19 protein-coding genes are annotated in these 21,283 nt (G+C 47.3%); 10 read left to right on the top strand and 9 right to left on the bottom strand.

The window, feature by feature from the left end; all coding sequences use genetic code 11:
• Window position 1 precedes the first annotated feature (1 nt).
• From OEY58_05035 to OEY58_05015, 5 genes are all read right to left on the bottom strand, one after another.
• Complete coding sequence (locus tag OEY58_05035) at window positions 2-364, bottom strand: response regulator (GenBank protein ID MDH5324809.1); 363 nt, start codon at window positions 362-364, stop codon at window positions 2-4.
• Window positions 365-393: 29 nt separating this feature from the next.
• The gene (locus OEY58_05030; GenBank protein ID MDH5324808.1) at window positions 394-696 is read right to left on the bottom strand and encodes an STAS domain-containing protein; all 303 of its coding nucleotides are present in this window, start codon (window positions 694-696) and stop codon (window positions 394-396) included.
• A gap of 108 nt (window positions 697-804) precedes the next feature.
• Complete coding sequence (locus OEY58_05025; protein ID MDH5324807.1) at window positions 805-2,241, bottom strand: flagellar hook-length control protein FliK; 1,437 nt, start codon at window positions 2,239-2,241, stop codon at window positions 805-807.
• Window positions 2,242-2,429: 188 nt separating this feature from the next.
• The gene (gene fliJ / locus OEY58_05020) at window positions 2,430-2,882 is read right to left on the bottom strand and encodes a flagellar export protein FliJ (GenBank protein ID MDH5324806.1); all 453 of its coding nucleotides are present in this window, start codon (window positions 2,880-2,882) and stop codon (window positions 2,430-2,432) included.
• Between the two features lie 39 nt (window positions 2,883-2,921).
• Complete coding sequence (locus tag OEY58_05015) at window positions 2,922-5,915, bottom strand: EAL domain-containing protein (GenBank protein ID MDH5324805.1); 2,994 nt, start codon at window positions 5,913-5,915, stop codon at window positions 2,922-2,924.
• Between the two features lie 114 nt (window positions 5,916-6,029).
• Between OEY58_05015 and OEY58_05010 the strand changes: the two genes are divergently transcribed.
• From OEY58_05010 to hflD, 3 genes are read left to right on the top strand one after another with little or no spacing between them, the layout of a single operon-like run.
• Entirely contained in the window at window positions 6,030-6,680 is a 651-nt protein-coding gene (locus OEY58_05010) for a pseudouridine synthase (protein ID MDH5324804.1), read from the top strand.
• Window positions 6,656-7,753 (top strand): tRNA 2-thiouridine(34) synthase MnmA, encoded by a 1,098-nt coding sequence (gene mnmA / locus OEY58_05005; GenBank protein ID MDH5324803.1) that lies wholly within the window; start codon window positions 6,656-6,658, stop codon window positions 7,751-7,753. Before OEY58_05010 ends, mnmA begins: the two co-directional genes overlap by 25 nt.
• Window positions 7,754-7,794: 41 nt before the next feature.
• A complete protein-coding gene (gene hflD / locus OEY58_05000) occupies window positions 7,795-8,448 on the top strand; it encodes a high frequency lysogenization protein HflD (protein MDH5324802.1) in 654 nt (217 codons plus the stop codon).
• 93 nt (window positions 8,449-8,541) lie between these two features.
• Here hflD and OEY58_04995 read toward each other — a convergent pair whose 3' ends face one another.
• Window positions 8,542-9,858 carry a CsgG/HfaB family protein gene (locus OEY58_04995; protein MDH5324801.1) on the bottom strand — a complete coding sequence of 439 codons (1,317 nt, stop codon included), beginning with the start codon at window positions 9,856-9,858 and terminating at the stop codon, window positions 8,542-8,544.
• Between the two features lie 793 nt (window positions 9,859-10,651).
• Window positions 10,652-13,213: a bifunctional aconitate hydratase 2/2-methylisocitrate dehydratase gene (gene acnB / locus OEY58_04990; GenBank protein ID MDH5324800.1), complete on the bottom strand. Its 2,562-nt coding sequence runs from the start codon at window positions 13,211-13,213 to the stop codon at window positions 10,652-10,654.
• A 168-nt stretch (window positions 13,214-13,381) separates the two neighbouring features.
• Here acnB and purB point away from each other — a divergent pair, with 168 nt between their 5' ends.
• The 6 genes from purB (at window position 13,382) to OEY58_04960 (ending at window position 18,418) form a co-directional block, all read left to right on the top strand.
• Window positions 13,382-14,749, top strand: a complete 1,368-nt coding sequence (gene purB, locus OEY58_04985) for an adenylosuccinate lyase (GenBank protein ID MDH5324799.1) — start codon at window positions 13,382-13,384, stop codon at window positions 14,747-14,749.
• A gap of 648 nt (window positions 14,750-15,397) precedes the next feature.
• The gene (locus OEY58_04980) at window positions 15,398-16,573 is read left to right on the top strand and encodes a cupin domain-containing protein (GenBank protein ID MDH5324798.1); all 1,176 of its coding nucleotides are present in this window, start codon (window positions 15,398-15,400) and stop codon (window positions 16,571-16,573) included.
• Window positions 16,554-16,991: a GNAT family N-acetyltransferase gene (locus OEY58_04975; GenBank protein ID MDH5324797.1), complete on the top strand. Its 438-nt coding sequence runs from the start codon at window positions 16,554-16,556 to the stop codon at window positions 16,989-16,991. Before OEY58_04980 ends, OEY58_04975 begins: the two co-directional genes overlap by 20 nt.
• 69 nt (window positions 16,992-17,060) lie before the next feature.
• A complete protein-coding gene (locus OEY58_04970) occupies window positions 17,061-17,573 on the top strand; it encodes a hypothetical protein (GenBank protein MDH5324796.1) in 513 nt (170 codons plus the stop codon).
• 45 nt (window positions 17,574-17,618) lie between these two features.
• The gene (locus tag OEY58_04965) at window positions 17,619-17,903 is read left to right on the top strand and encodes a hypothetical protein (protein ID MDH5324795.1); all 285 of its coding nucleotides are present in this window, start codon (window positions 17,619-17,621) and stop codon (window positions 17,901-17,903) included.
• A 47-nt stretch (window positions 17,904-17,950) separates the two neighbouring features.
• Complete coding sequence (locus OEY58_04960) at window positions 17,951-18,418, top strand: DsrE family protein (GenBank protein MDH5324794.1); 468 nt, start codon at window positions 17,951-17,953, stop codon at window positions 18,416-18,418.
• Between the two features lie 6 nt (window positions 18,419-18,424).
• On the opposite strand, the gene OEY58_04955 is transcribed toward OEY58_04960, so the two are convergent.
• The gene (locus OEY58_04955; GenBank protein MDH5324793.1) at window positions 18,425-18,820 is read right to left on the bottom strand and encodes a hypothetical protein; all 396 of its coding nucleotides are present in this window, start codon (window positions 18,818-18,820) and stop codon (window positions 18,425-18,427) included.
• 337 nt (window positions 18,821-19,157) lie between these two features.
• Between OEY58_04955 and OEY58_04950 the strand changes: the two genes are divergently transcribed.
• Entirely contained in the window at window positions 19,158-20,954 is a 1,797-nt protein-coding gene (locus OEY58_04950) for a LysM peptidoglycan-binding domain-containing protein (protein ID MDH5324792.1), read from the top strand.
• A 20-nt stretch (window positions 20,955-20,974) separates the two neighbouring features.
• On the opposite strand, the gene OEY58_04945 is transcribed toward OEY58_04950, so the two are convergent.
• Window positions 20,975-21,169 (bottom strand): hypothetical protein, encoded by a 195-nt coding sequence (locus tag OEY58_04945; GenBank protein ID MDH5324791.1) that lies wholly within the window; start codon window positions 21,167-21,169, stop codon window positions 20,975-20,977.
• Window positions 21,170-21,283: the final 114 nt, after the last annotated feature.

Here is a 21,283-nt window from a genome sequence, read left to right as displayed (position 1 = left end):
GTTATCCTAGTACCTTGCTTACAGTGGCCAACAACTGATCCGGATTAAATGGTTTTACAATCCAGCCGGTGGCACCCGCTGACTTCCCGTCTTGCTTTTTATCAGTACCTGACTCGGTCGTTAACATTAAAATCGGGGTGTATTTAAAATTTGGCAGGTTGCGTAATTCTCTAGTTAAGGAAATCCCATCCATTTTTGGCATATTGACATCTGACAACACCAGATCGTATTTGTTTGACTTAGCCAAGCCCAACGCTTCCTCGCCATCCGATGCTTCAGTCACGGTATGGCCTGCGCCTTTTAACGTAAAACTCACCATCTGCCGCATCGACGCCGAATCATCCACTGCCAAAATGTGCGCCATAGTTTTGTCTCCTAATCCGACTGTTTAGTTTACAATCTTAAAATTTGTTCCAATCCCAGCAAACCGGCTCCCTGCCGAATTACTTCGGAGTCACCTTGCCATACAAGCTTCGATCCCTGTGTCTCCAAGTCTCGAACAAAAGCTGCCAGTACCTGCAGCGATGCCGTATCCACACGAGAGACATTGGCCGCATCTATATAGCAGTCTTGCTTACTTTCCAGTGCTTTCAGCAACTCATCTTTCAGGATTGCGGAATAGGCAATATCCAATGAACTTCCCCAACAGATTCGGTAGCCCGTATTCACGCCTTCCGAAGATGTATTGTTTGTCATTTTTCCTGTTCCTCTAATCAACCCGGTTCTGAATTTAAAAATTGAAGAGTCGGTCGCAAAGTGAATATCGTCCCTTTATATTTGGTCTTTAGCAATGTGAAATAAGGTTCACACATAGAAATCTACAAGACCGCTGGCTCGGGAGATAACGCCATCGCCGCCAAATCCTTCTTCCATCGATTTAACAGATTTGTCATGTTCTGACTCAAATAAGGAGTCATTTGATGATTCACCGTAAGGTTGTTGCTCTTGTCTTTTTTGATAATTTTTGTGAGAGTGGTTATCCGTAATATCCACGTTACCAAGGTTTAGACCTTGCTGTTCAAACATTTCACGCAATCGTGGCAAAGCCGCATCCACAGCTTCTTTCGTGCTTGCATGGGTAACCACCATTTGAATATTAACCGTTTGATCTGCCCCCACTGATACACTGACTTTCATGGGCCCCATATTTTGTGGATTCAGGTGGATATCAGCCTGACGTACATTGTTTCCAACCATCCATGTTAGACGCCCACCTAAGTCATTTGCCCATGCGTGGCTTTGTATGGGTGAGGAGATCGTTAAACTCATGGACTTTATGTTGTTGCTCCCGGGTTCCTGAGGGCTTACAGAACCCCAGGAAGCCAAACCGGTGGGCTCTGATGCTTTATATTCCTGATTACCATTCAACTTGTCCAGGGCTAGTCGCAGACGATTGAAACTGGAAACTATTTGGCCAGCGCCCGTTACTTGATTTCCATTGAAATATGAACCGTAGGTATGACCACTTGATTGAACTCCGGTCGATATCATTCGCGGTTCTGATTTGGTGAGCACGTCAACTGAAACTTCTTCCGCTGCCATTCCTGTCGCATGCAGGTGTCCAGGGTTGTTTTGGTTTCTTATTACTGCCGCGCGCATCCATTGCCGTTCCACAAAACTTAAAGATCTGTATTCCTCTGAACCTGCCGTGGCCGAATTTCCCGCTTCTGAATTCCCTGTTGCCAAATTCCCTGTTGCTGAACCAACCACTGCACCTTGACCTTCCCATTTTTCTGCGGTCGGAGACTGTAACAACAAACCGGAAGCACTCCCTTTACTCGGGCCTGCCACTTCACTCCCACTATTGGGATTGGACACTGTCAGGCCATGCTGTGATTGTAAAGAAGCGGGTATCGATGCGGGTATTGTGTACGACGTCTTCTCGGTTAAGGGAACGGCCGTCGATAGATCACTTTGATTGGATACTTTTGGTTCGGCCCCGTCCGTTCCCGCTTGATTCGACAGGGAAGCGGCAAGTTCTGATGGTGACCACTGCAAGACTTTGCCGCCAGGATAGCGTAACGCCGGCTTCAAATTCGGATCATGCACCGGTTCGTTGGTGTTATGTGAATCTGAGATATCACTCGAGGATTTTTCATAGGCCTCCGTTTCGCCGGCCACAAGTGCGCCAAACGCTGTATTATCACCGTTTTCGCTTTGCCCAGCCGTTTTTGGTTGCAACGCAGTTGCGGCCGGAATACCTTCCATGGAACCCGTTTGCGCCAATATCACATCCGCCATGATTACTGCTTCCCTCTGTATACTAACTTCTTTGCATGAAATAGCAGCAAGCATGCCGGGGTACGGATATTGACGAAGACTAATACAGGAATTTACAAAGCCTTAACAGTTAGGAAAAAATGGACAGAAATCTATAGGTCGGATGCGAGGAAAATTTTACAAAGTTTAACAATCTCGACTGGGGAGTCTCAAGCGACTTCATCATTTTTTGGAGTAAAAAAACGCAAACTTCTTTCGTCATTGTCTTTCTGTTCTTTAACCGCTTCGTTCCTTTGTTCTTGTTTGCTATAGCTATCGACGACTTTTAGCAAAGTTTTCTTATTGCGCCGCGATTCAAACCAGTTTAATTTTTTGTTCTGTAACATGGACTCTGCATCACGTACCTGCTGCTCCTGCGCCTGAATGGCCGTGTGCAACTTTTCGGTGAATTCTTTGATACTCAACAGCATAGCAGCGCCACTGCCACCACTACCGACACTATGCATGCGTAGTAAATATTCTTGATAATACTGTCGTAGCTCTTCCAAGCGGGATTCTTGCTGCCGTAAATGGTACTGCGCCTGCCCTAATGCTGCAGTTGCCCGTTGTTGCCGCGTATCCGCCATTTCTACAATGGGTTGTAACCGCACTGATTTTTTCATATTACATTTCCTGATCCAATACTCACAGTGGCGAACGAATTAAGCCGATATTAACGCAGCTTTCCTGTTAAAATTCTTTCGCATACTAGGGTAATTAATAATACTGGGCTTGCCTGTATAGAACCCTTGCAGATAATCCACACCCATTTCTTTCAACTGAGTGTAGCTTTCCTTATTATCCACGTATTCGGCCACTGTGGATTTTCCTAAAGCGTGAGCAATGTCATTCATAGATCGTACCATGGCCAATTGTAAAATATCTTTTTGCATATTACGTACAAATGAGCCATCAATTTTCACCAAGTCCACGGGTAAATCTTTTAAATAGGTAAAAGAGGAATAGCCCACTCCAAAATCATCCAGCGCAGTTTGGCAACCCAGTTCCCGTAAGTGATTTAAAAAATCTACGGCTGTATTTAAGTTCGCGATTGCCACATTTTCCGTTATTTCAAAAGTGATGGATTTTGGGTTGACGCCATGTAGTCGCAAAGCATCCGTAATCACTTGCAACATAGTAGCGTCCTCCAAAGACTTCGCAGAAAGGTTAATGGAGAAACAAATACTGGGATCACGTCTGGAACGTATACCCAGGGTTTCTATAGCATGTTGTATTACCCAGCGGTCGATGGAACGCATCAACCCAAAACGTTCCGCAGAGGACAAAAAACCGGATGGATGGATAATGTTTCCGTCATCACCCAACAATCTTAGCAAAACCTCATGGCGGCTGATTTTATTGGTATTGGCATCGACGATCGGTTGGCAGGCAATTAAAAAACGGTCTTCATCAATGGCCCGTTTTATTCTAGCCGCCCAGCCCATGTCCTCTGACATGGCCGCCATGTTTTCTTTATCATCGGATCTATACACATGGATACGATTTCGACCTGAACGCTTGGCGATGTGGCAGGCGATATCCGCCTGCACCAGTATATCCTCTCGCACCATGAGTTCCTGACCGAACATGGCCACACCGATGGAACAACCGATATTTACGGTCTTGCCATCGTATTTGAAATTGTAGTCCGCCAATAACTGTCGGTAGGATTCCGCCGCATGGATAACCTGCTCTTTATCGGAACCATAAATCAACAATGCAAACTCGTCCCCGCCCAGACGAGCCAACATATCACTCTTTCGGGTTCTGCGACTAAGCATTCCCGTTACCTCCACCAGCAACTGATCACCCGCCAAATGACCCAGGGTATCGTTTACAAACTTAAAATTATCCAAATCCAAATAGAGTAATGCATAGTCATTCCGCGTACCGCGTTTAATGTTTTCCACCAATCGATCCAGTTCAATCATGAAATATTCTCGATTGTACAATCCCGTCAACGAATCGTGTTCAGCCATGGTCCGCAGGTTTTCCATTAAAGCCATGCGTTCGCTGATATCTTCGACGATCGCTATAAATAACTGTCTACCTTCCACCCATAGATCACTGACATTAATAGACATGGGAAAGGAATTTCCATCCTTGTGTTTTACCGACAACACCGTCTCGTTAATTCGTTTGTTTCCATAGGGCGAGTGAAATTTACAAAACTGTAGAAATCCACCGTGCAAATGGGTTTCGGTCAGGCGAATTATCCTGTCTGCATGCTGACCCAAGGCCTGCCGAGCACCGTACCCAAACAACTGTTGCGCCGCACCATTGAAGGTTTCGATAATGCCATCCGCGTCCAGAGTGATAATGCCTTCACCGGCATTATCCAGTATGGACTCAAGACGTTTTTGTCTGGACCGGACTTGCTCACGCATCTTACGAAAGGCATGAACCAAAACATCAGTCTCATTGGTGGAATAACTGGATACGGACGGCAAATAGGTTTCACCCCGCCCTTCCGCCTCCAATGCTTTGGTGACCTCTACAATAGGACGTCGAATCACAAATTCCATCAGCAGAAAACCCAGCAATATCATTAAACCCACAAAGAAAATTAGTAGCAAAAAAATATCGCTTAGGGAGTTAGAAACTTTCACCAGCATGCTGACGTTGCCTGTGGACATGGAATCCATGCCCTTTTCAACGTTGGCAAGGGTTCCCCAAACACTGCGAAAAATCGGCCTGATTCGGTTACGTAAAATGGGGACATCAGCACGCCAATTATCGGAGGTATATATATCCGCGGCCCGCAAAAAATCTCTTTCATACTGTTTGACTGAACGTATCATGCGCAACAATGATACGGATTGCTGAAATGCCAACTGTCCATTTTTCTCATAGTCCTGCAATAACCTGAGCAGTTCCAAGACACGTTCAGCGTAAAGTTTACGATTCACAGAGTTATCCGCCATGCTCTTTTCCGGTTGGCCGAAAATCCCGGAACGATTGGCGATATACACTCGCACCGAACTGATCTGCTGTGCCCAGGCATAGCGAATTTCCCGAAACAACAGCAAGACTTTCTTCTGTATGGGGTCTTCTCCCGCTTCCACTCCTTCGCTTATGGCCAATTCGATTGCCGACATGAAATCCTCGCTGGCCGGTTGCAAGCTTTCCATTAGAATGGGTGCCGCCGGGTAACGGGTTTCCACTCTCGAAAGAACTCGAACCAGATTCCTGGTCTCCTTCTCCAAGGTCAACAATTCCACGGACAGAATCTTTAGTAACCCTGCCAATTGTTCATTATTACTGCTGACAGGATGTTGTAATAGTTGTCTTGATAGCCGCATGGCGTCATCGAGATTTTCGGTAAGACCTTGCAAGATGAGGGGTTCCAGGACCACGGTATAGTGATACAAGGAACTTTCCGTGATTTGGAGTGACCGTTCCAGGCTATTAATAATGTTTTGAAAACTGGTAAGATTGATATTTACCTGGGAACTGCGAGCCACAGCCTGACTCACCATTTTCTCGGTATGAAATACCACGGGTAATAGAAACAAAGACAGTAGCAAAGAGGTCGCAAAAAAACGTACTCTAAGACTACCGGCCCTGATGGACTTGATTAGTAATAGTAATTTATAAAACCACTGATTATTACCACGGTACGGATCGGGTGTGATTTTTTGCAATCCCTTATTCATATAAAGCTGCAATCATTCCTGACGCTAAGCCGGTCTACTGCATCATATTGGATTTAGCGTGCTTGTTATACGAAAACCATATAAAACACAAACCACATATCTCAGTAAGATATCATATATATGATAGTCCTATTCAACAAGCCATTCGATGTATTAACGCAATTTTCTGACAGAGATCAGAGAAAAACGCTTAAAAACTTTATTCCTTATAAATCCGTATATCCCGCCGGACGCCTGGATCGCGACAGTGAAGGTCTGGTTCTACTCACGGATGATGGTGTTTTGCAACATCTCATCAGTCATCCCAGCAGCAAATACCCAAAGACTTACTGGGTTCAGGTAGAAGGTACCCCGTCAGCGGCGGCTTTGGAACAATTGCGCCAAGGTATTGAATTAAAGGACGGGATGAGCAAACCGGCAAAGGTCCGACCGCTACCCCATCCTTCTGTTTGGTCTCGTACCCCACCGATACGCCACCGGGCTCAAATCCCCACCACTTGGTTACAAATCGAGCTAACTGAAGGAAGAAACCGTCAAGTTCGCCGCATGACCGCTGCGGTGGGCCATCCCACGCTGCGTTTGATCCGCACCTGTATTGGCCCCTGGTGTCTGGAAGACTTAGCGCCGGGGGAATTTCGTGTTATCGAGTTAAATTTTGACCAATTACCTGCGAAATGGCGTAAAATACTGCAAATCAATGAGACAGACAGAAAAAAGTCAGCACCACGCAACACAAAATCATGGAACAGAAAACACAAAAAGTAATGTTGGGTTTATCCGGTGGCGTGGATTCCTCGGTTAGCGCATTAGTATTGCAGCAACAAGGTCACGATGTGAGTGCCTTGTTTATGAAAAACTGGGAGGAAGACGATAATAATGGCTATTGTTCAGCAAGCGTGGATTTGGACGATGCTCAAAAAGTTGCCGACCGTTTAGGCATTTCTCTATTAACTCGTAATTTCTCCGGAGAATATTGGGACAAGGTATTTGAGTATTTTTTGACCGAATACAAACAAGGCCGAACCCCCAATCCGGACGTCATTTGCAACAAAGAAATCAAGTTCAAAACCTTTTTGGAACATGCTCTGAAACTGGGTGCGGAATCCATTGCCACAGGTCATTACGCTCGCAAAACATTCCGTGACGGTTATTACCGACTACTGAAAGGTGCCGACCCTAATAAAGACCAAAGCTATTTCTTATACACTTTAAACCAGTATCAGCTATCCAAAGTGCTGTTCCCCCTGGGTGATTTGGACAAGCAACAGGTACGGCAAATGGCGCACCAGGCCGGTTTGCATAACTTTTCTAAAAAAGACAGTACTGGTATTTGCTTTATTGGTGAACGCAATTTCAAAGAATTCTTGCAGAAATACCTGCCCGCTCAACCCGGATCGATTTGTGACCTGGACGGCAAAATCGTGGGCCGACACGATGGCCTGATGTATTACACCATGGGCCAACGTCAAGGCCTAGGTATCGGTGGACGCCAGGACAGTAATGGCCTGCCTTGGTTTGTCGTGGATAAAGATCTAGACAATAACCGACTCATTGTGACTCAGGGCCATGATCACCCCGCACTCATGAGCTCATCACTTATTGCCAAGGATCTGCACTGGGTCTGCCCGCCACCTGAGGCTCCCTTTGAATGCCGAGCTAAAACCCGGTACCGCCAAGAAGATCAGGAATGTCAAATTGTTCGCCTGGACCAATCGGAGTGCGAAGTGGTATTCCTCCATTCCCAACGTGCCATCACTCCGGGCCAATCGGTGGTATTTTATTCAGGTGAAGAATGTCTGGGTGGTGGTATCATTGATAAAATAAGCAAGGCTAAATAATAAAGTATTAACAATCACCGAACTTTTATTTGGAGGAAAGATTGTCGTACACCGCAAAAGATCGAACCCTGGCTCTGGCAGGCGTATTCCAAGCCACCAAACTGGTCCAACAGATTGCCCGCTCCGGCATGGTGGACCAGGAAGTTTATACCACCTGCATAAACAGTGTCTTGAAACTAAACGCCGACTCCACCGAAGCGGTTTTCGGTAGCCGTGAAAAACTGCTGGAAGGCTGTAAGGAGTTATTATCCCAACTGGGTGTCGCTAACGAGGGTGATCGAAAAAAATCCCGCGATATGGAGTTAACCAAATATGTGGTCAATATCATGTTGCTGGAGCGTAAGTTAATTAAACGTCCTGACCTATTGGAAAAAGTTCGCGACGGCGTTGATCGCGCCGCCGCACAAGCTGAGCATTTTTCGCCTACCCATGAAAATGTCATCGCCAATCTAGCCGACTTGTATACTAAAACCATCAGTACACTCAAACCAAGAATCATGGTTAGCGGAGAATCCCATTTACTCAGCAATCAGGATAACGCCAACAAAATTCGCGCACTTTTGCTGGCCGCCGTACGTGCTACCGTATTGTGGCGTCAATGCGGCGGTAGCCGTTGGCATATGTTATTTCAGCGGGAAAAACTCATTAGCGAAGCTAGAATAATTGTGGAGGAAGCACGACGGGTCTTGCACTAACTGTGTGACTACCCTCTGATTTGTAAAAAGGCCGGCACTTGTTCGGTGCCGGCCTTTCTTTCATCTCTTTCATCTTAACCGGAGGAAATTTTGTTACTCTTGGAACAGACTGACTTCGGTTACCAGCTCAACGCCCTTTAATCTATTCTTAACGCTATCATCAAGGTTTTCACTCGACAACAAAGTGTCTCTGTGCTTGAAGAACAGTTTATTGTACTTTTTAATCTTCCTACCCAAAATCTTCCAACCTTTTTGTTTTGCATCCATTGGCCAGGATTCCAGTTCAATTTTGGATGTTTCCAACTTTCCAGAGAAGCTGGGTGACCACAATATGGTCCATAAACTAATTCCGGTATTATTATGCCGTTCGAATGCATTAACTTGTGCGGGTGTCATAGCGGCAAATTGAGACAAGTGTTCAACCGCTTGCTTCAATGCCCCATAATACTCATTCAATGCCTGCTCATCATACTGATCCACCGTGACGTGACTGGTTCCGCTGCTTTTGACATTGATACTACCATTACTGTTAACTGCCACCGGTTTCATTGGTTTCGGTTTGACGCTTGCCTTTACTTGAGGTTGGGCATTGACTGCACCATCCACTTTCAAAGCACCACCGGTACCCAATCCACCTTCGACCACTTGAGGTTTATAATTACGCAATGCTTGAACCATTTGATTGTAGGAATCCGCAAAAGCCGCAATAATAACTTTACCTTCAGCTGAGTTGGCATAGCCGCTGCCACTGGCAAAACCTTTGCCACCCCAGGAAAAACCGGCAATACTGAAATCGAAGTTCTTGGCGCTGCCCACGGAAGATGACACTTGAACACCGGAACGGTTATCAATCATGAGCAAGGTTGTGGAAGCTTCATTGCTCTTCGATCCTACCGAAGCACCGCCAAACGGTAAGAAACTGCGCGCCGCTGCGGCGATACGTCCCATATTACTTTGCTCGAATGTCACGGATGGGCTTAAGGTGTAATCCGCTGCAGCCATTTGGCCTTTACCGAAATTGCTATTGCCTCGTAAATCGCCTGCCTGCATCAGCTGCCGCTCTCTTTGCATGGCTTGCATGGCCCGACCGCGCTCGACAATAACAAAACAGTTGGACTGTTGAATCATATTGCGAATTACGGGAACCGTGGAACCCAACTTGGGATAATGGTTTCTATAGTAACCCCACCAAGGCAGGCTCGTATCTTCAAATATAGTTAAGGTACCCAATGTTTTGTCGCAACTTGCCAATTTACTGTTTTTGTTGCCGGCGGCGCTCCCGGCAGCACCTCCGGTTACAACATTACCGGAACCGCCCCCCAGCATGGGCATAGAGCTTAAACAGCCGGACAACAATAAACTTCCGAATAAAATGACTAAAAGACGCTTTGAAGCAGGCAAATGATTCATGACAAATCCTCTTTGTTCTTACACAAATTCTTAACAATGGTTGACAACAACGGGGCAACTTAGGAAACGAAAAACCCGACGGCCTCTACTTCATTGACCCAAAGCTTCTCGTATCGATTATTGACTCCATTCTTAATCAATCACTCACCCAGGAAGATCAGCGGTTCCGTAGATGTGTTGAAAATAAAAATAGACAGATGACAAAGTTTCTAATTTTTTTAACAGGTCACTCACAAATCCAATTCGGCAATTCTTAGCACCCGAATCTATCACCAAAGTCTCACCGATTTATCACGCAGTCGCCACAGCAATTATCGGTTTCAGTTTGGTTGCTATGCCACAGCAACGGTATTTTACACCAATAACATTACTAATCGTGAACAGTTATAGAATATTTTAACTTCGCGTTTAAAATTTGCGCAAGAGTCGAAATATTTTACACATACAAAGATTGCTACTCAGATTTTCTGCTTAGTTTATTCTTTACCGTTATAAAAAGCGGCGCACTGAGGCAGGACGCCTGTAAGTAGGGTAACGCATTAAGGCAGGACGCCAGTAAGTAGGGTAACGCAGGAGCAGTTACCGAGGAGCAGTTACCGAGGAGCAGTTACCGAGAGCGGCTCTGTACCGGGTTGCGATGTGAGCGGATTTTCGAACTTGGGTGGTGTGGCACCGTCATTTGCGCTTTTGCGTGGCGGGTTAGGCGTCGCAGTCGCGGGCACAATTCTCTCTAAAAAAACCGTGCCCGCGCTACGATGACAATCACAAAATGCGTTCGCCGCATTACCTTAAATCAAGTTAATTGTACCGGTACCACCGAATCGGCGATGTCTTTATAGTCCGGCATTTGATCAAAGTTAAGATAGCGATATACATCCGCCGCCATGGGGGCCAAGCTCTTAACTGCTTCCTGGTACTGTTCCGGGGTAGGGATTTTACCCATCACGGCGGCTACCGCGGACAGTTCAGCAGACCCCAGGTAGACATTAGAATCTTTACCCATGCGGTTGGGAAAGTTTCGCGTGGACGTGGAAACGACAGTAGCACCGTCGGCAACTCGGGCCTGGTTACCCATACACAGAGAACAACCGGGCACTTCAGTACGTGCTCCTACTTTACCGTAAATGGAATAGTACCCTTCTTCGGTTAATTGATGCGCATCCATCTTGGTTGGTGGAACTATCCACAAACGTGTGGGCACGGCACCCGAAACGCTTTCCAGTACTTTGCCCGCTGCACGATAGTGACCGATATTGGTCATACAGGAACCGATAAACACTTCGTCCACGGGGGCACCGGCCACCGCGGATAACGGTTTAATATCATCCGGGTCATTGGGGCAGGCGAGCAAAGGCTCTGTAATTTGGTTCAAGTCAATTTCGATAATTTCCGCGTACTCAGCGTCCGCATCCGCCTCTAACAATTCCGGCTGATCCAACCAGGCCTGCATGGCATCAATGCGACGTTGCAGGGTACGCTGATCACCATAGTCCATGGCAATCATCCACTTGAGCAGGGTGACATTGGAATTGAGATATTCAATAACGGGGGCTTTGTTCAGCTTGATGGTACAACCACCGGCGGAACGCTCTGCCGAAGCATCAGATAATTCAAACGCCTGCTCCACTTTCAGATCGGGCAAACCTTCGATCTCTAAAATGCGACCGGAGAAAACGTTCTTTTTACCTTTTTTGTCTAAGGTCAACAAACCTTTTTGAATGGCAATATAGGGTATGGCATTGACCAAATCGCGCAGAGTAATGCCCGGTTGCATCTCACCTTTGAAACGAACTAATACAGACTCGGGCATATCCAAAGGCGTAACCCCGAGTGCCGCACCAAAAGCAACCAAGCCGGAGCCGGCAGGAAAACTGATACCAATAGGGAAACGGGTGTGAGAATCCCCCCCTGTACCAACGGTGTCCGGCAGTAACATACGATTGAGCCAGGAATGAATCACGCCATCACCGGGACGTAAGGATACACCACCGCGGTCTTGGATAAATTCAGGCAAATCGTGTTGCAGCTTAATGTCTACGGGTTTGGGATAGGCTGCCGTGTGACAAAAACTTTGCATGACCAAATCAGCTGAAAATCCCAGACAAGCCAATTCTTTTAACTCATCACGCGTCATTGCACCGGTGGTGTCTTGTGAACCTACGGTCGTCATACGCGGTTCGCAATAGGTGCCGGGGCGTATGCCCTCCACGCCACAAGCACGTCCCACCATTTTCTGCGCCAGAGTAAAACCCTTACCGGTATCCGCGGGAGCCACCGGTCGTTGAAACACATCAGAGACTGACAGCTTCAAGGCCTCGCGGGTTTTATCCGTCAAGGAACGCCCTATGATCAAAGGTATGCGGCCACCGGCTCGAACTTCGTCCGCCATGGTGGAGGGTTTCAGATCAAAACGGCTGATCACGTCGCCGTTTTCATTGAGAATCTCACCGGCGTACGGTTTGATGGTAATGACGTCACCGGTGTTGAGCTGACTCACATCACACTCAATGGGCAAAGCGCCGGAGTCCTCTGCTGTGTTAAAAAAGATAGGTGCTATCTTGCCGCCCAATACCACTCCACCCTGGCGTTTATTGGGCACATAGGGAATATCATCACCCATATGCCACAACACCGAGTTAATCGCTGATTTTCGCGATGAACCCGTACCTACCACATCGCCCACATAGGCTAAGGGATAATTCTTGTGTCGCAGTTGCTCAATTTGATCCAAGGCATCGGGTATTTTATTAACCAGCATACTCTTGGCGTGCAAGGGGATGTCCGGTCGACTCCAGGCTTCCGAAGCCGGCGATAAATCGTCCGTGTTGGTTTCACCGGGCACCTTAAACACAGTAACCTTGATCTCTTCCGCTAAAGCGGGACGATCCAGAAACCAACGCGCCTCCGCCCAAGCATCCACTACCAGCTTCGCGTGGGTGTTACTTTGAGACTTCGCCACCACATCATGATAAGCATCAAATATTAACAGGGTCTTGCTCAAAGCCTGTGCCGCCGTGGGTGCCAGAGCATCCACATCCAACAAGTCAATTAGGGATTGAATGTTGTAACCCCCAAACATGGTACCCAATAATTCCGTTGCTTTGACCGGATCAATCAGGGAACATTGGGTTTCACCTTTGGCGACAGCCGCCAAAAAACCCGCTTTGACATAGGCCGCCGCATCCACTCCAGGCGGTACCCGATGCGTCAATAAATCCAATAGGAAATTTTCTTCTCCGGCAGGCGGTTGTTTCAACAACTCCACCAGTGCGGCTACTTGCCCCGCATCCAAGGCTAATGGGGGCAGGCCTTGCGCCTGTCGCTCAGCTACGTGTTTTCTGTATTCTTCAATCATGATAGGTACGGTAAGAATCCAAAATTCAATTAAAAAGGGGCCAGATTATACCAAATTACTGCGGCGCGTGTATTTACAATATTGTTTTGACAGGGAAACTCAATTTCTTCCGACAGGATCAACGGAATACGGTATCATGTCGCCTTTTCTTAGTTGGACGGAGTGACAATGGAGCTATCATCTTTAACGGCCATTTCGCCGGTAGACGGAAGATATGCCAGTAAAAGCAAAGACTTACGCGAATATTTCAGTGAATTCGGGCTTATCAAGCACCGCGTTGAAGTGGAAATCAGGTGGTTATTGTTGTTGGCGGACTGCAGCGACATTGAAGAAGTCCCCAGCTTCAGCGACAAGGCACGCAAACACCTGACTCGTATCATGGATCAGTTCAGCGTGGATGATGCCCAAAAAATCAAAGAGATAGAGCGATTTACCAACCACGACGTCAAAGCGGTGGAATATTTCCTCAAGGAAGCCATTAAATCCAATAAAGAGTTGAATCGAGTCACCGAATTTCTCCATTTTGCCTGCACTTCTGAGGACATTAACAACCTGGCCTACGGTCTCATGCTCAACAGTGCCCGCAATGAAGTGCTGCTTCCGGCAATGGGTGCTTTAATCGATTCCATCGAAAACTTGGCACATGATCTTGCCGCGGTTCCCATGTTGGCGCGCACTCACGGACAACCCGCATCCCCCACTACCCTGGGCAAAGAAATGGCCAATGTGGTGCACCGTTTAAGGCGCCAATATATACAAATCGAAGAAACGCCCATTTTAGGCAAGATCAATGGCGCCGTCGGCAATTACAACGCGCACCAAGTGGCGTACCCTCTGGTGGACTGGCCCTCATTGGCCTGTGATTTTGTTACAGACTTGGGGCTGGTATGGAATCCTTATACCACTCAAATTGAACCGCACGACTATATTTCGGAATTGTTTGATGCCACAGCGCGATTCAATACCATACTTATCGATTTTTGCCGTGATATTTGGTCGTATATTTCCATCGCCTACTTTAAGCAAAAGACGGTAGCCGGTGAAGTGGGTTCTTCCACAATGCCGCACAAAGTTAATCCCATCGATTTTGAAAACGGCGAAGGTAATTTGGGTCTGGCCAATGCGCTGCTGACTCATTTAAGTCAAAAACTACCTATCTCTCGCTGGCAGCGGGATCTCACCGATTCAACGGTTTTACGAAATCTAGGGGTGGGTTTGGCTCATTCCATGATTGCCTACCAATCCATTCAGAAAGGCATAAGCAAACTGGAAGCGTCGGCCGAAACATTGCAAAAAGACCTGGATAACAATTGGGAAGTATTGGCTGAACCCATACAAACCGTCATGCGCCGCTATGGCATAGAAAAACCTTACGAGAAACTCAAAGACCTGACTCGGGGACGTAGGGTCAGTAAAGAAAACATTCAGGAATTTATTCAAACATTGGATATTCCCGATGTAGCCAAACGACAATTACTCGAATTGAGTCCCGATCTATACACGGGTTTAGCCGAACAATTGGCAAAAGAGATATAATACCGTCAGGCAACTGACAGCTTTGTTCGTTTTTTGACGCGAAATGGCAAAGCTAAAACCATGACTGCTCCCATCCCAACCAGGATGGGAGTTACTTAAGAAAGTATCACCCAAAAACTTACCCCTCTCTGCCTGCCCCCGGTCAATCCCGACTATATTGTCAGCCACATTACACCTCTCAAGCACTCTGACACCGCGCCACAATGACACAATAACTTTTGGCACACTCAATGCAACATCATTGGCGTGACCAACCTATCCCCCCCGATATTGGTCACACCTCCCCTTCTAAAAGGGGTGCACCTTTAGCACCCCTTTTTTTTTAATACTTCTTTTACACTCTTTTTAATTGGCCCCTCAGTGAACTGTGAAAGCCATCACAGAAAAGCCGGCGCGAATCTACCATACTCTATTGCAATGGGATTACGGCACCATCTCATTCCAGTCTCTCCCCAGGCTATCTGCTAAGCCCGTAGTCCATTCAAGCTGCACACCCCTTGGTGCAGCTTTTTTTATGGGGTCGAAAAAGTTTTGTGCTGTCACTGAAAATTGTAGCAGGTGGTTTCAACGCACCGGGAGTATGCGTGTTTCCGAAACGCGTACGCCAATCGTACCACCCTGCTTGTGCGCAGTGGTATACTGGTTCTTATGACGAAACCATCACCTTTAGGCACTTTGTCCCGAGAAACTTTTCTGCAGCAATATTGGCAAAAACGGCCTTTATTTGTGAAGGCAGCATTGGAGAACTATTCCTGCCCACTGACGCCGGAACAACTGGCTGGGCTGGCTTGTGACGAGGAAGTGGAATCGCGGATTGTGCGCGAGCTTTCCCAAGCGCCTTATTGGCAATGCGACTATGGCCCGTTCAGTGAGGCCGATTTTTTAGCCCTGCCGGACAGCCATTGGACTTTATTGGTACAGGAATGCAATAAATATCATACCGACCTTGCGCTGTTATTGGACCGGTTTAATTTTATACCCAATTGGCGCGTTGATGATGTCATGGTGAGTTTCGCGCCCAAGCACGGCTCTGTCGGCCCCCATCTGGATCAGTACGATGTGTTTCTGATACAAGCCATGGGAAAAAGACGTTGGCAAATTAACAGCAAAGTCTACGCCCCGGAAGATTTCTATGCCAATATTGACTTACACATCCTCAAATCTTTTGAGGCAGAGGACGAATGGATTGTAGAGCCGGGTGACATTTTGTATCTCCCACCCGGAGTCAGTCACTACGGGGTAGCCCTGGAAGACTGCATTACGATCTCTGTTGGATTTCGAGCCCCAACCTATGCAGATCTCTTGTCCGCTTATCTGGAGCAAGTTATCCGTCATATCAACCGACAGGGAGAGCTGCGTTACACCGACCCGGATCTGGAACTGCAGCGCTACAGTGGAGAAATTACTGCGCAGACATTGGAAAAAATCTCGGCAACGTTACAGACTCAATTCCAACAGGTTCCGAAAGACCGTTGGTTTGCCGAACTGGTTACCGAACCGGCCAATGATCCCTTACCGGAACCGGCACCCTGCTCCCCGCAACATTTTCTCCAAGAACTGGCTCAATCGGGTAAGCTGTATCGCAGCGAGTACAGCCGCTTTGCCTTCATGGATCTGCCGTCAAACCGCGAGTTAGTCATTGACGGAAATGGGATTCCCATAGACCGGGAACAACTGAAACTGGCTCGATTAATTTGCAACCAACGATGTTACCGTCACAACGAACTTGAGCCCTACTTAAATATGGACAATACTTTTAGTTTATTGCTGCACTTATATAATTCGGGAAAAGTTTACTTTGACGATGATGACACAGAAACATGAATTTCAAATTCAGCGTACCCACTGGGCACGGTCCGCACCCCAGTTGCAAAAAATACGAAAACAAGTCTTTGTGCACGAACAAAAGGTTCCTGAAGAATTGGAGTGGGACAATTTGGACGATGCCGCCGAGCATGTACTGGTATGCGATTCAAATGGCTCAGCCATTGCCACGGCCCGTTTGTTGGATACCGGCCAAATAGGCCGCATGGCAGTCTTGACACCGTACCGCGGCCGCGGCATTGGCCATTCCATGCTAAGCTTATTAATTGAAACTGCGAGACAGAAGGGCTTCTCGCAGGTATTCGTGCATGCGCAACAGTCGGCTTTGGGGTTTTACCAAAAACACGGCTTTGAAGCTGAGGGCGAGCTGTTTATGGAAGCGAACATCCCCCATCTACACATGATCCTCCCATTGTAATATGGCAATTAAAACATTTACCATGACAGTCGATAATTACATTAGGACAAGACAACAGAGTACAGTGCTATGACTGATTTTGAGAAATGCATACTGGGCGAAACGGACGATCTGATTCATGTGGACACCAAAGAAGAAAGCCGTCTGGCTGTGTTGTCCATGACGCGCCAAGCGCACAAATCTCTACACATCTATACTCATGACTTTGATACCCCGGTCTACGACAACGGCGAGTTTGTTGAAGCGGCTAAACAACTGGCCATACGCGTTCCTCACAGTTATGTCCACATCCTTATCCGCGACACCAGCCGCGTGGTTCTGCGCGGCCATCGCATCATAGAATTGGCTCGCCGCTTAGGTTCCCATATTTTAATCAAAAAGTTAGCCCCCCAGTTCAATACACATATAGAAGCATTCTGTATTGCTGATGAAACGGCCTTATTGCGTCGCCCCATTGCCGACCGATACGAAGGCCAAGTGAACTTTAACGATCGCCAAGATTGCAAAACCGCATTACGATTTTTTCATAATGCCTGGGAACATTCTTCCCCCGACCCGGAGCTGCGACGTCTGCATCTATAATCCGCCCCTGTTGCAATCACGACGCTACCGCGTTACATTGAGAATATGAAGTCTTTAAAAATCCTATGCGGCGTATTGCTGTTGCTTCTTTCCACCCAACACACGTACGCCATGGGTAATCACCCGGAAGCCTCAGCCTGTCCTCTAGACAAACCCTATGTGGTTTTTTGTTCCCATAGCCTGCACAACCTGGAAGGCTGGGTGGGCAAGTGCTACGCTAAACGCGAAGAGGCGGAACGCAATGCGGAACTACACGCCCAAAAGGAACACCAAGGTAATACACGCTGGACCGGGGTTTTGGAACCTGACAAGCGCAAAAAAACCTACTAGCAAACCCTGTTTAGCGCGGCTGTCCGGCCTTTTTCGGGAGGTTAACGATGATAAAACCCGGCTATTTTCACTTAATTGTATTGCTACTGTGCTTGCACTGGTCCACGAGTCTTTGGGCTCAATCCGATTCAACCAATAAAACCTACAAACCGGCAAAAGTGACGTACGATGTCAGCACTGCCGACCCCAAACAACTGGCGCATCTGCTCGACCGGATAAATCTTCTGCAAACTGTCTACAACCATAACAGTTTTGATGCATCCATTGTTTTGGTCATTCATGAAGGTGCCATTCCCTTGTTCACGAAAAAATACCCAAACCAGGAACAACTCATGCAACGCGCCCGCGGTCTAAGCCTGGGCGAAATGATTGAGTTTCGCATTTGTGAAGCCTCTGCAAAACAACAAGGCATTGGCGCGAATGACTTACATAATTTCGTCATTCTGGTGCCCATGGCAGATGCAGAACTCGTTCAACTCCAAACGCAAGGATATGCGTATCTTAAGGATTTTTAGTAAAAACTAAAAATTCTGCTCAATTGCCAACTCAAAGTCTTGTTTGAGATCAAACACGGTCAACATGATGTAGTAAGCCACACGAGCTGCAGCTGCGCACTCTTGGCCGAACTGCAGGTGGAATCCAAAATGAGCATCCACGATTTCCCCGCCCGGCCGATTCACCAGTGGCATGACCTCCAAATCACTGCCGTATTCCCTGAATACGGCTTGAGCCGTTTCAAATTCATGTTCGGATAAACTTTGAACCGGAAGATCCAATGTGAGTTTTTGATTTTGTGTACCGGCAAATTGAATATACCGACCACTGGCTTTATCCAGAAAAACCGTATACGCGTCGATAGACTGGTTTTGTAACAACGACATTAGCGCGTTTTGAATCTTCTCCAGATTGGTATTCAAAACACCCCCCCTTGATTAATCGGCAACTGGTTCTCCCCAAAAACCCTATGCTGTGGCGCATGCGTGTATTCGGGGCGGCACGTTTCCAAGTGCAATATAAAAATATAAACAAAATAGATAACAAAAGATTTACAGGGATATCCCGATGTAACGCTATGTAGATCAGGGGCTAAGCTAGAGGATATGGATAATTTTGTCAATCAGAACACGAGGCAGGACCGAGCCTGGCACCTCACTTGCTACAAAATAGTAACTTTTTGATCAATAATCGCACAGATCCAGAATCCTAATATAGGTACAATAGCCCACATCAGGGATAACACACAGTGATTGCAAAATGAGACATTGCATTTCTTTAATTTTCTTGGGCGTAGTATTAAACGCCTGTAGCCTCACGCAGCAAAACATCCAATCAGGCCCGGATACCGCCACATCAGTAAATGAGCGCGGTGAACTGACTGCATTGGATTCTACAGCCGGTTCAACGGATACAGTTGCGGAAGATAACGTAGATACCGAAGACGGCCACACGCAAGGCAGCAGCGAAGACCAAATTGATCTCGTCGGCGGGGAAGCGGAACGACAAAATACGGAGACCGAATCAAACGGTATAGCGCCGCTTGATATTGATAACCCAGCCGAAACGGCAGCGGGCGAACAGGAACTTGAAGACCGGGAAACGGAGAACCTGGGACAGACCGATTTATGGGACCGCATTCGCCGTGGTTTCACCCTGGATCACACTCATCCGGGAGTGGAAAATGATTTGCAATGGTACGCCTCCAATCAAGAATACCTGGATCGCGTGGTGGAACGTGCCACGCCGTTTTTGCACTTTATTGTTTCTGAAACTGAAAAGCGCGGTATGCCACTGGAAATTGCTCTGTTACCGGTTGTCGAGAGTGCATTTCAGACCTTTGCGTATTCCCATGGACGGGCCGCCGGTATCTGGCAGTTTATTCCCGGCACCGGACGACTCTATGGCTTAAAACAAAATTGGTGGTATGACGGCAGACGCGACATTTGGGCTTCCACGCATGCCGCATTAAATTATCTCAACGCTTTATATCAAAAGTTCAATGACTGGGAGCTGGCTTTGGCATCCTACAACTCCGGCTCCGGCACAGTTAGTAAAGCCATACGAAAAAACAAACGCAAAGGCCGTGACATAGACTTCTGGTCCCTACGCCGCAATCTACCTGTGGAAACCCGAGGTTATGTACCCCGACTGTTGGCAATATCCGCTATTGTTGCCGATCCGGAACGATACGGTATCACCTTGCTCTCCATCGCCGATGAACCTTACTTTGACCGGGTTCAACTGGATGGGCAACTGGACCTGGCCCTGGCCGCGGAAATGGCCGAACTTAGTGTGGAAGAGATGTATACCTTAAACCCGGCTTTCAACCGCTGGGCGACAGATCCTAATCAGGAAAACTCTTTGCTTATCCCTCTGGACAAAGTGGACCAATTTAAGTCGCAACTGGCACAGTTGCCCCCGGAAAATCGCATTCGCTGGATACGTCATAAAATCGGCAAAGGCGAGAGTATCGGTCAAATTGCTTCACGCTATAACACAACGGTCAAAGTTCTGAAAAAAGTCAATAAAATGCGCGGCAACACCATTCGCCAGGGACAACGACTGATCATACCGGTGGCGATGAAAGAACCTTCAGCCTATACCCATACTGCCGACAAACGCAAACGCCGCATTCAAAATACACAACGAAAAGGTCGATACAAACAAACTCATATTGTAGCCGAAGGCGATTCCTTCTGGACGCTTTCACGCAAATACAAAGTGGGTATGCGCCAATTGGCCAAGTGGAACGGCATGGCACCAAGAGACAAACTCTCTATAGGACAGAAACTGGTCATCTGGAGCAAACGCCAATCCAAAAAGATAACCGCGGTTGATATAGATACCAGCCGTATGATTACCCCACCTCACTCCAAGACCAAGCGCTGGATACGTTACATTGTTCGACGCGGAGACTCCATCGCCCGTATCGCGCAGAAATTCCGGGTGACAGTGGCTCAAATTCACAAATGGAATAAGGTCCTGCAATCGCTGAAATATCTGCAACCGGGTCAAAAAATCAAGCTATACGTCGATGTAACCCGGCAGTCATGAATGGGTAATTGAGCCAATCCCTATACCGGACAGCTCATGTCCTCACCACAACACATGGGAGATTTCACTTTTCCGTGACCGTTGGGACATTCAGAAATGGCCACCGTATTACCGTCATCCAGGGTTAAGGTGCTGTGTTTTAATTCTGCATCACATTCACCACAAGTCATGGTACCAATACTCATTCCGCATTTTTCGCATTTGTATACAGCCATGATGTATCTCCTTTTTCTCTATGGAAGCGTAATCTGCCGGTAATCTCCAAATCGTGGAGACTACTCAAACCCGCCAACCGCTTGGGCGCAATTCAACTGTAGCATAGGCGGATC

The organism is Gammaproteobacteria bacterium, assembly GCA_029882975.1.
In the GTDB taxonomy this organism is placed as follows: Bacteria; Pseudomonadota; Gammaproteobacteria; order SZUA-152; family SZUA-152; genus JAJDNG01.
Note: the sequence above shows the minus strand (reverse complement) of the source record. Positions and strands in the feature narration are given on the sequence as shown.

Coding starts and splice junctions, on each gene's coding strand:
- OEY58_04975 (MDH5324797.1), top strand. CDS start 16,554: ATGATGACACAGAAACATGAATTTCAAATTCAGCGTACCCACTGGGCA.
- OEY58_04980 (MDH5324798.1), top strand. CDS start 15,398: ATGACGAAACCATCACCTTTAGGCACTTTGTCCCGAGAAACTTTTCTG.
- OEY58_04950 (MDH5324792.1), top strand. CDS start 19,158: ATGAGACATTGCATTTCTTTAATTTTCTTGGGCGTAGTATTAAACGCC.
- acnB (MDH5324800.1), bottom strand. CDS start 13,213: ATGATTGAAGAATACAGAAAACACGTAGCTGAGCGACAGGCGCAAGGC.
- OEY58_05025 (MDH5324807.1), bottom strand. CDS start 2,241: ATGGCGGATGTGATATTGGCGCAAACGGGTTCCATGGAAGGTATTCCG.
- OEY58_04970 (MDH5324796.1), top strand. CDS start 17,061: ATGACTGATTTTGAGAAATGCATACTGGGCGAAACGGACGATCTGATT.
- OEY58_05015 (MDH5324805.1), bottom strand. CDS start 5,915: ATGAATAAGGGATTGCAAAAAATCACACCCGATCCGTACCGTGGTAAT.
- purB (MDH5324799.1), top strand. CDS start 13,382: ATGGAGCTATCATCTTTAACGGCCATTTCGCCGGTAGACGGAAGATAT.
- fliJ (MDH5324806.1), bottom strand. CDS start 2,882: ATGAAAAAATCAGTGCGGTTACAACCCATTGTAGAAATGGCGGATACG.
- OEY58_05035 (MDH5324809.1), bottom strand. CDS start 364: ATGGCGCACATTTTGGCAGTGGATGATTCGGCGTCGATGCGGCAGATG.
- OEY58_05030 (MDH5324808.1), bottom strand. CDS start 696: ATGACAAACAATACATCTTCGGAAGGCGTGAATACGGGCTACCGAATC.
- OEY58_04995 (MDH5324801.1), bottom strand. CDS start 9,858: ATGAATCATTTGCCTGCTTCAAAGCGTCTTTTAGTCATTTTATTCGGA.
- OEY58_04945 (MDH5324791.1), bottom strand. CDS start 21,169: ATGGCTGTATACAAATGCGAAAAATGCGGAATGAGTATTGGTACCATG.
- mnmA (MDH5324803.1), top strand. CDS start 6,656: ATGGAACAGAAAACACAAAAAGTAATGTTGGGTTTATCCGGTGGCGTG.
- OEY58_04965 (MDH5324795.1), top strand. CDS start 17,619: ATGAAGTCTTTAAAAATCCTATGCGGCGTATTGCTGTTGCTTCTTTCC.
- OEY58_04960 (MDH5324794.1), top strand. CDS start 17,951: ATGATAAAACCCGGCTATTTTCACTTAATTGTATTGCTACTGTGCTTG.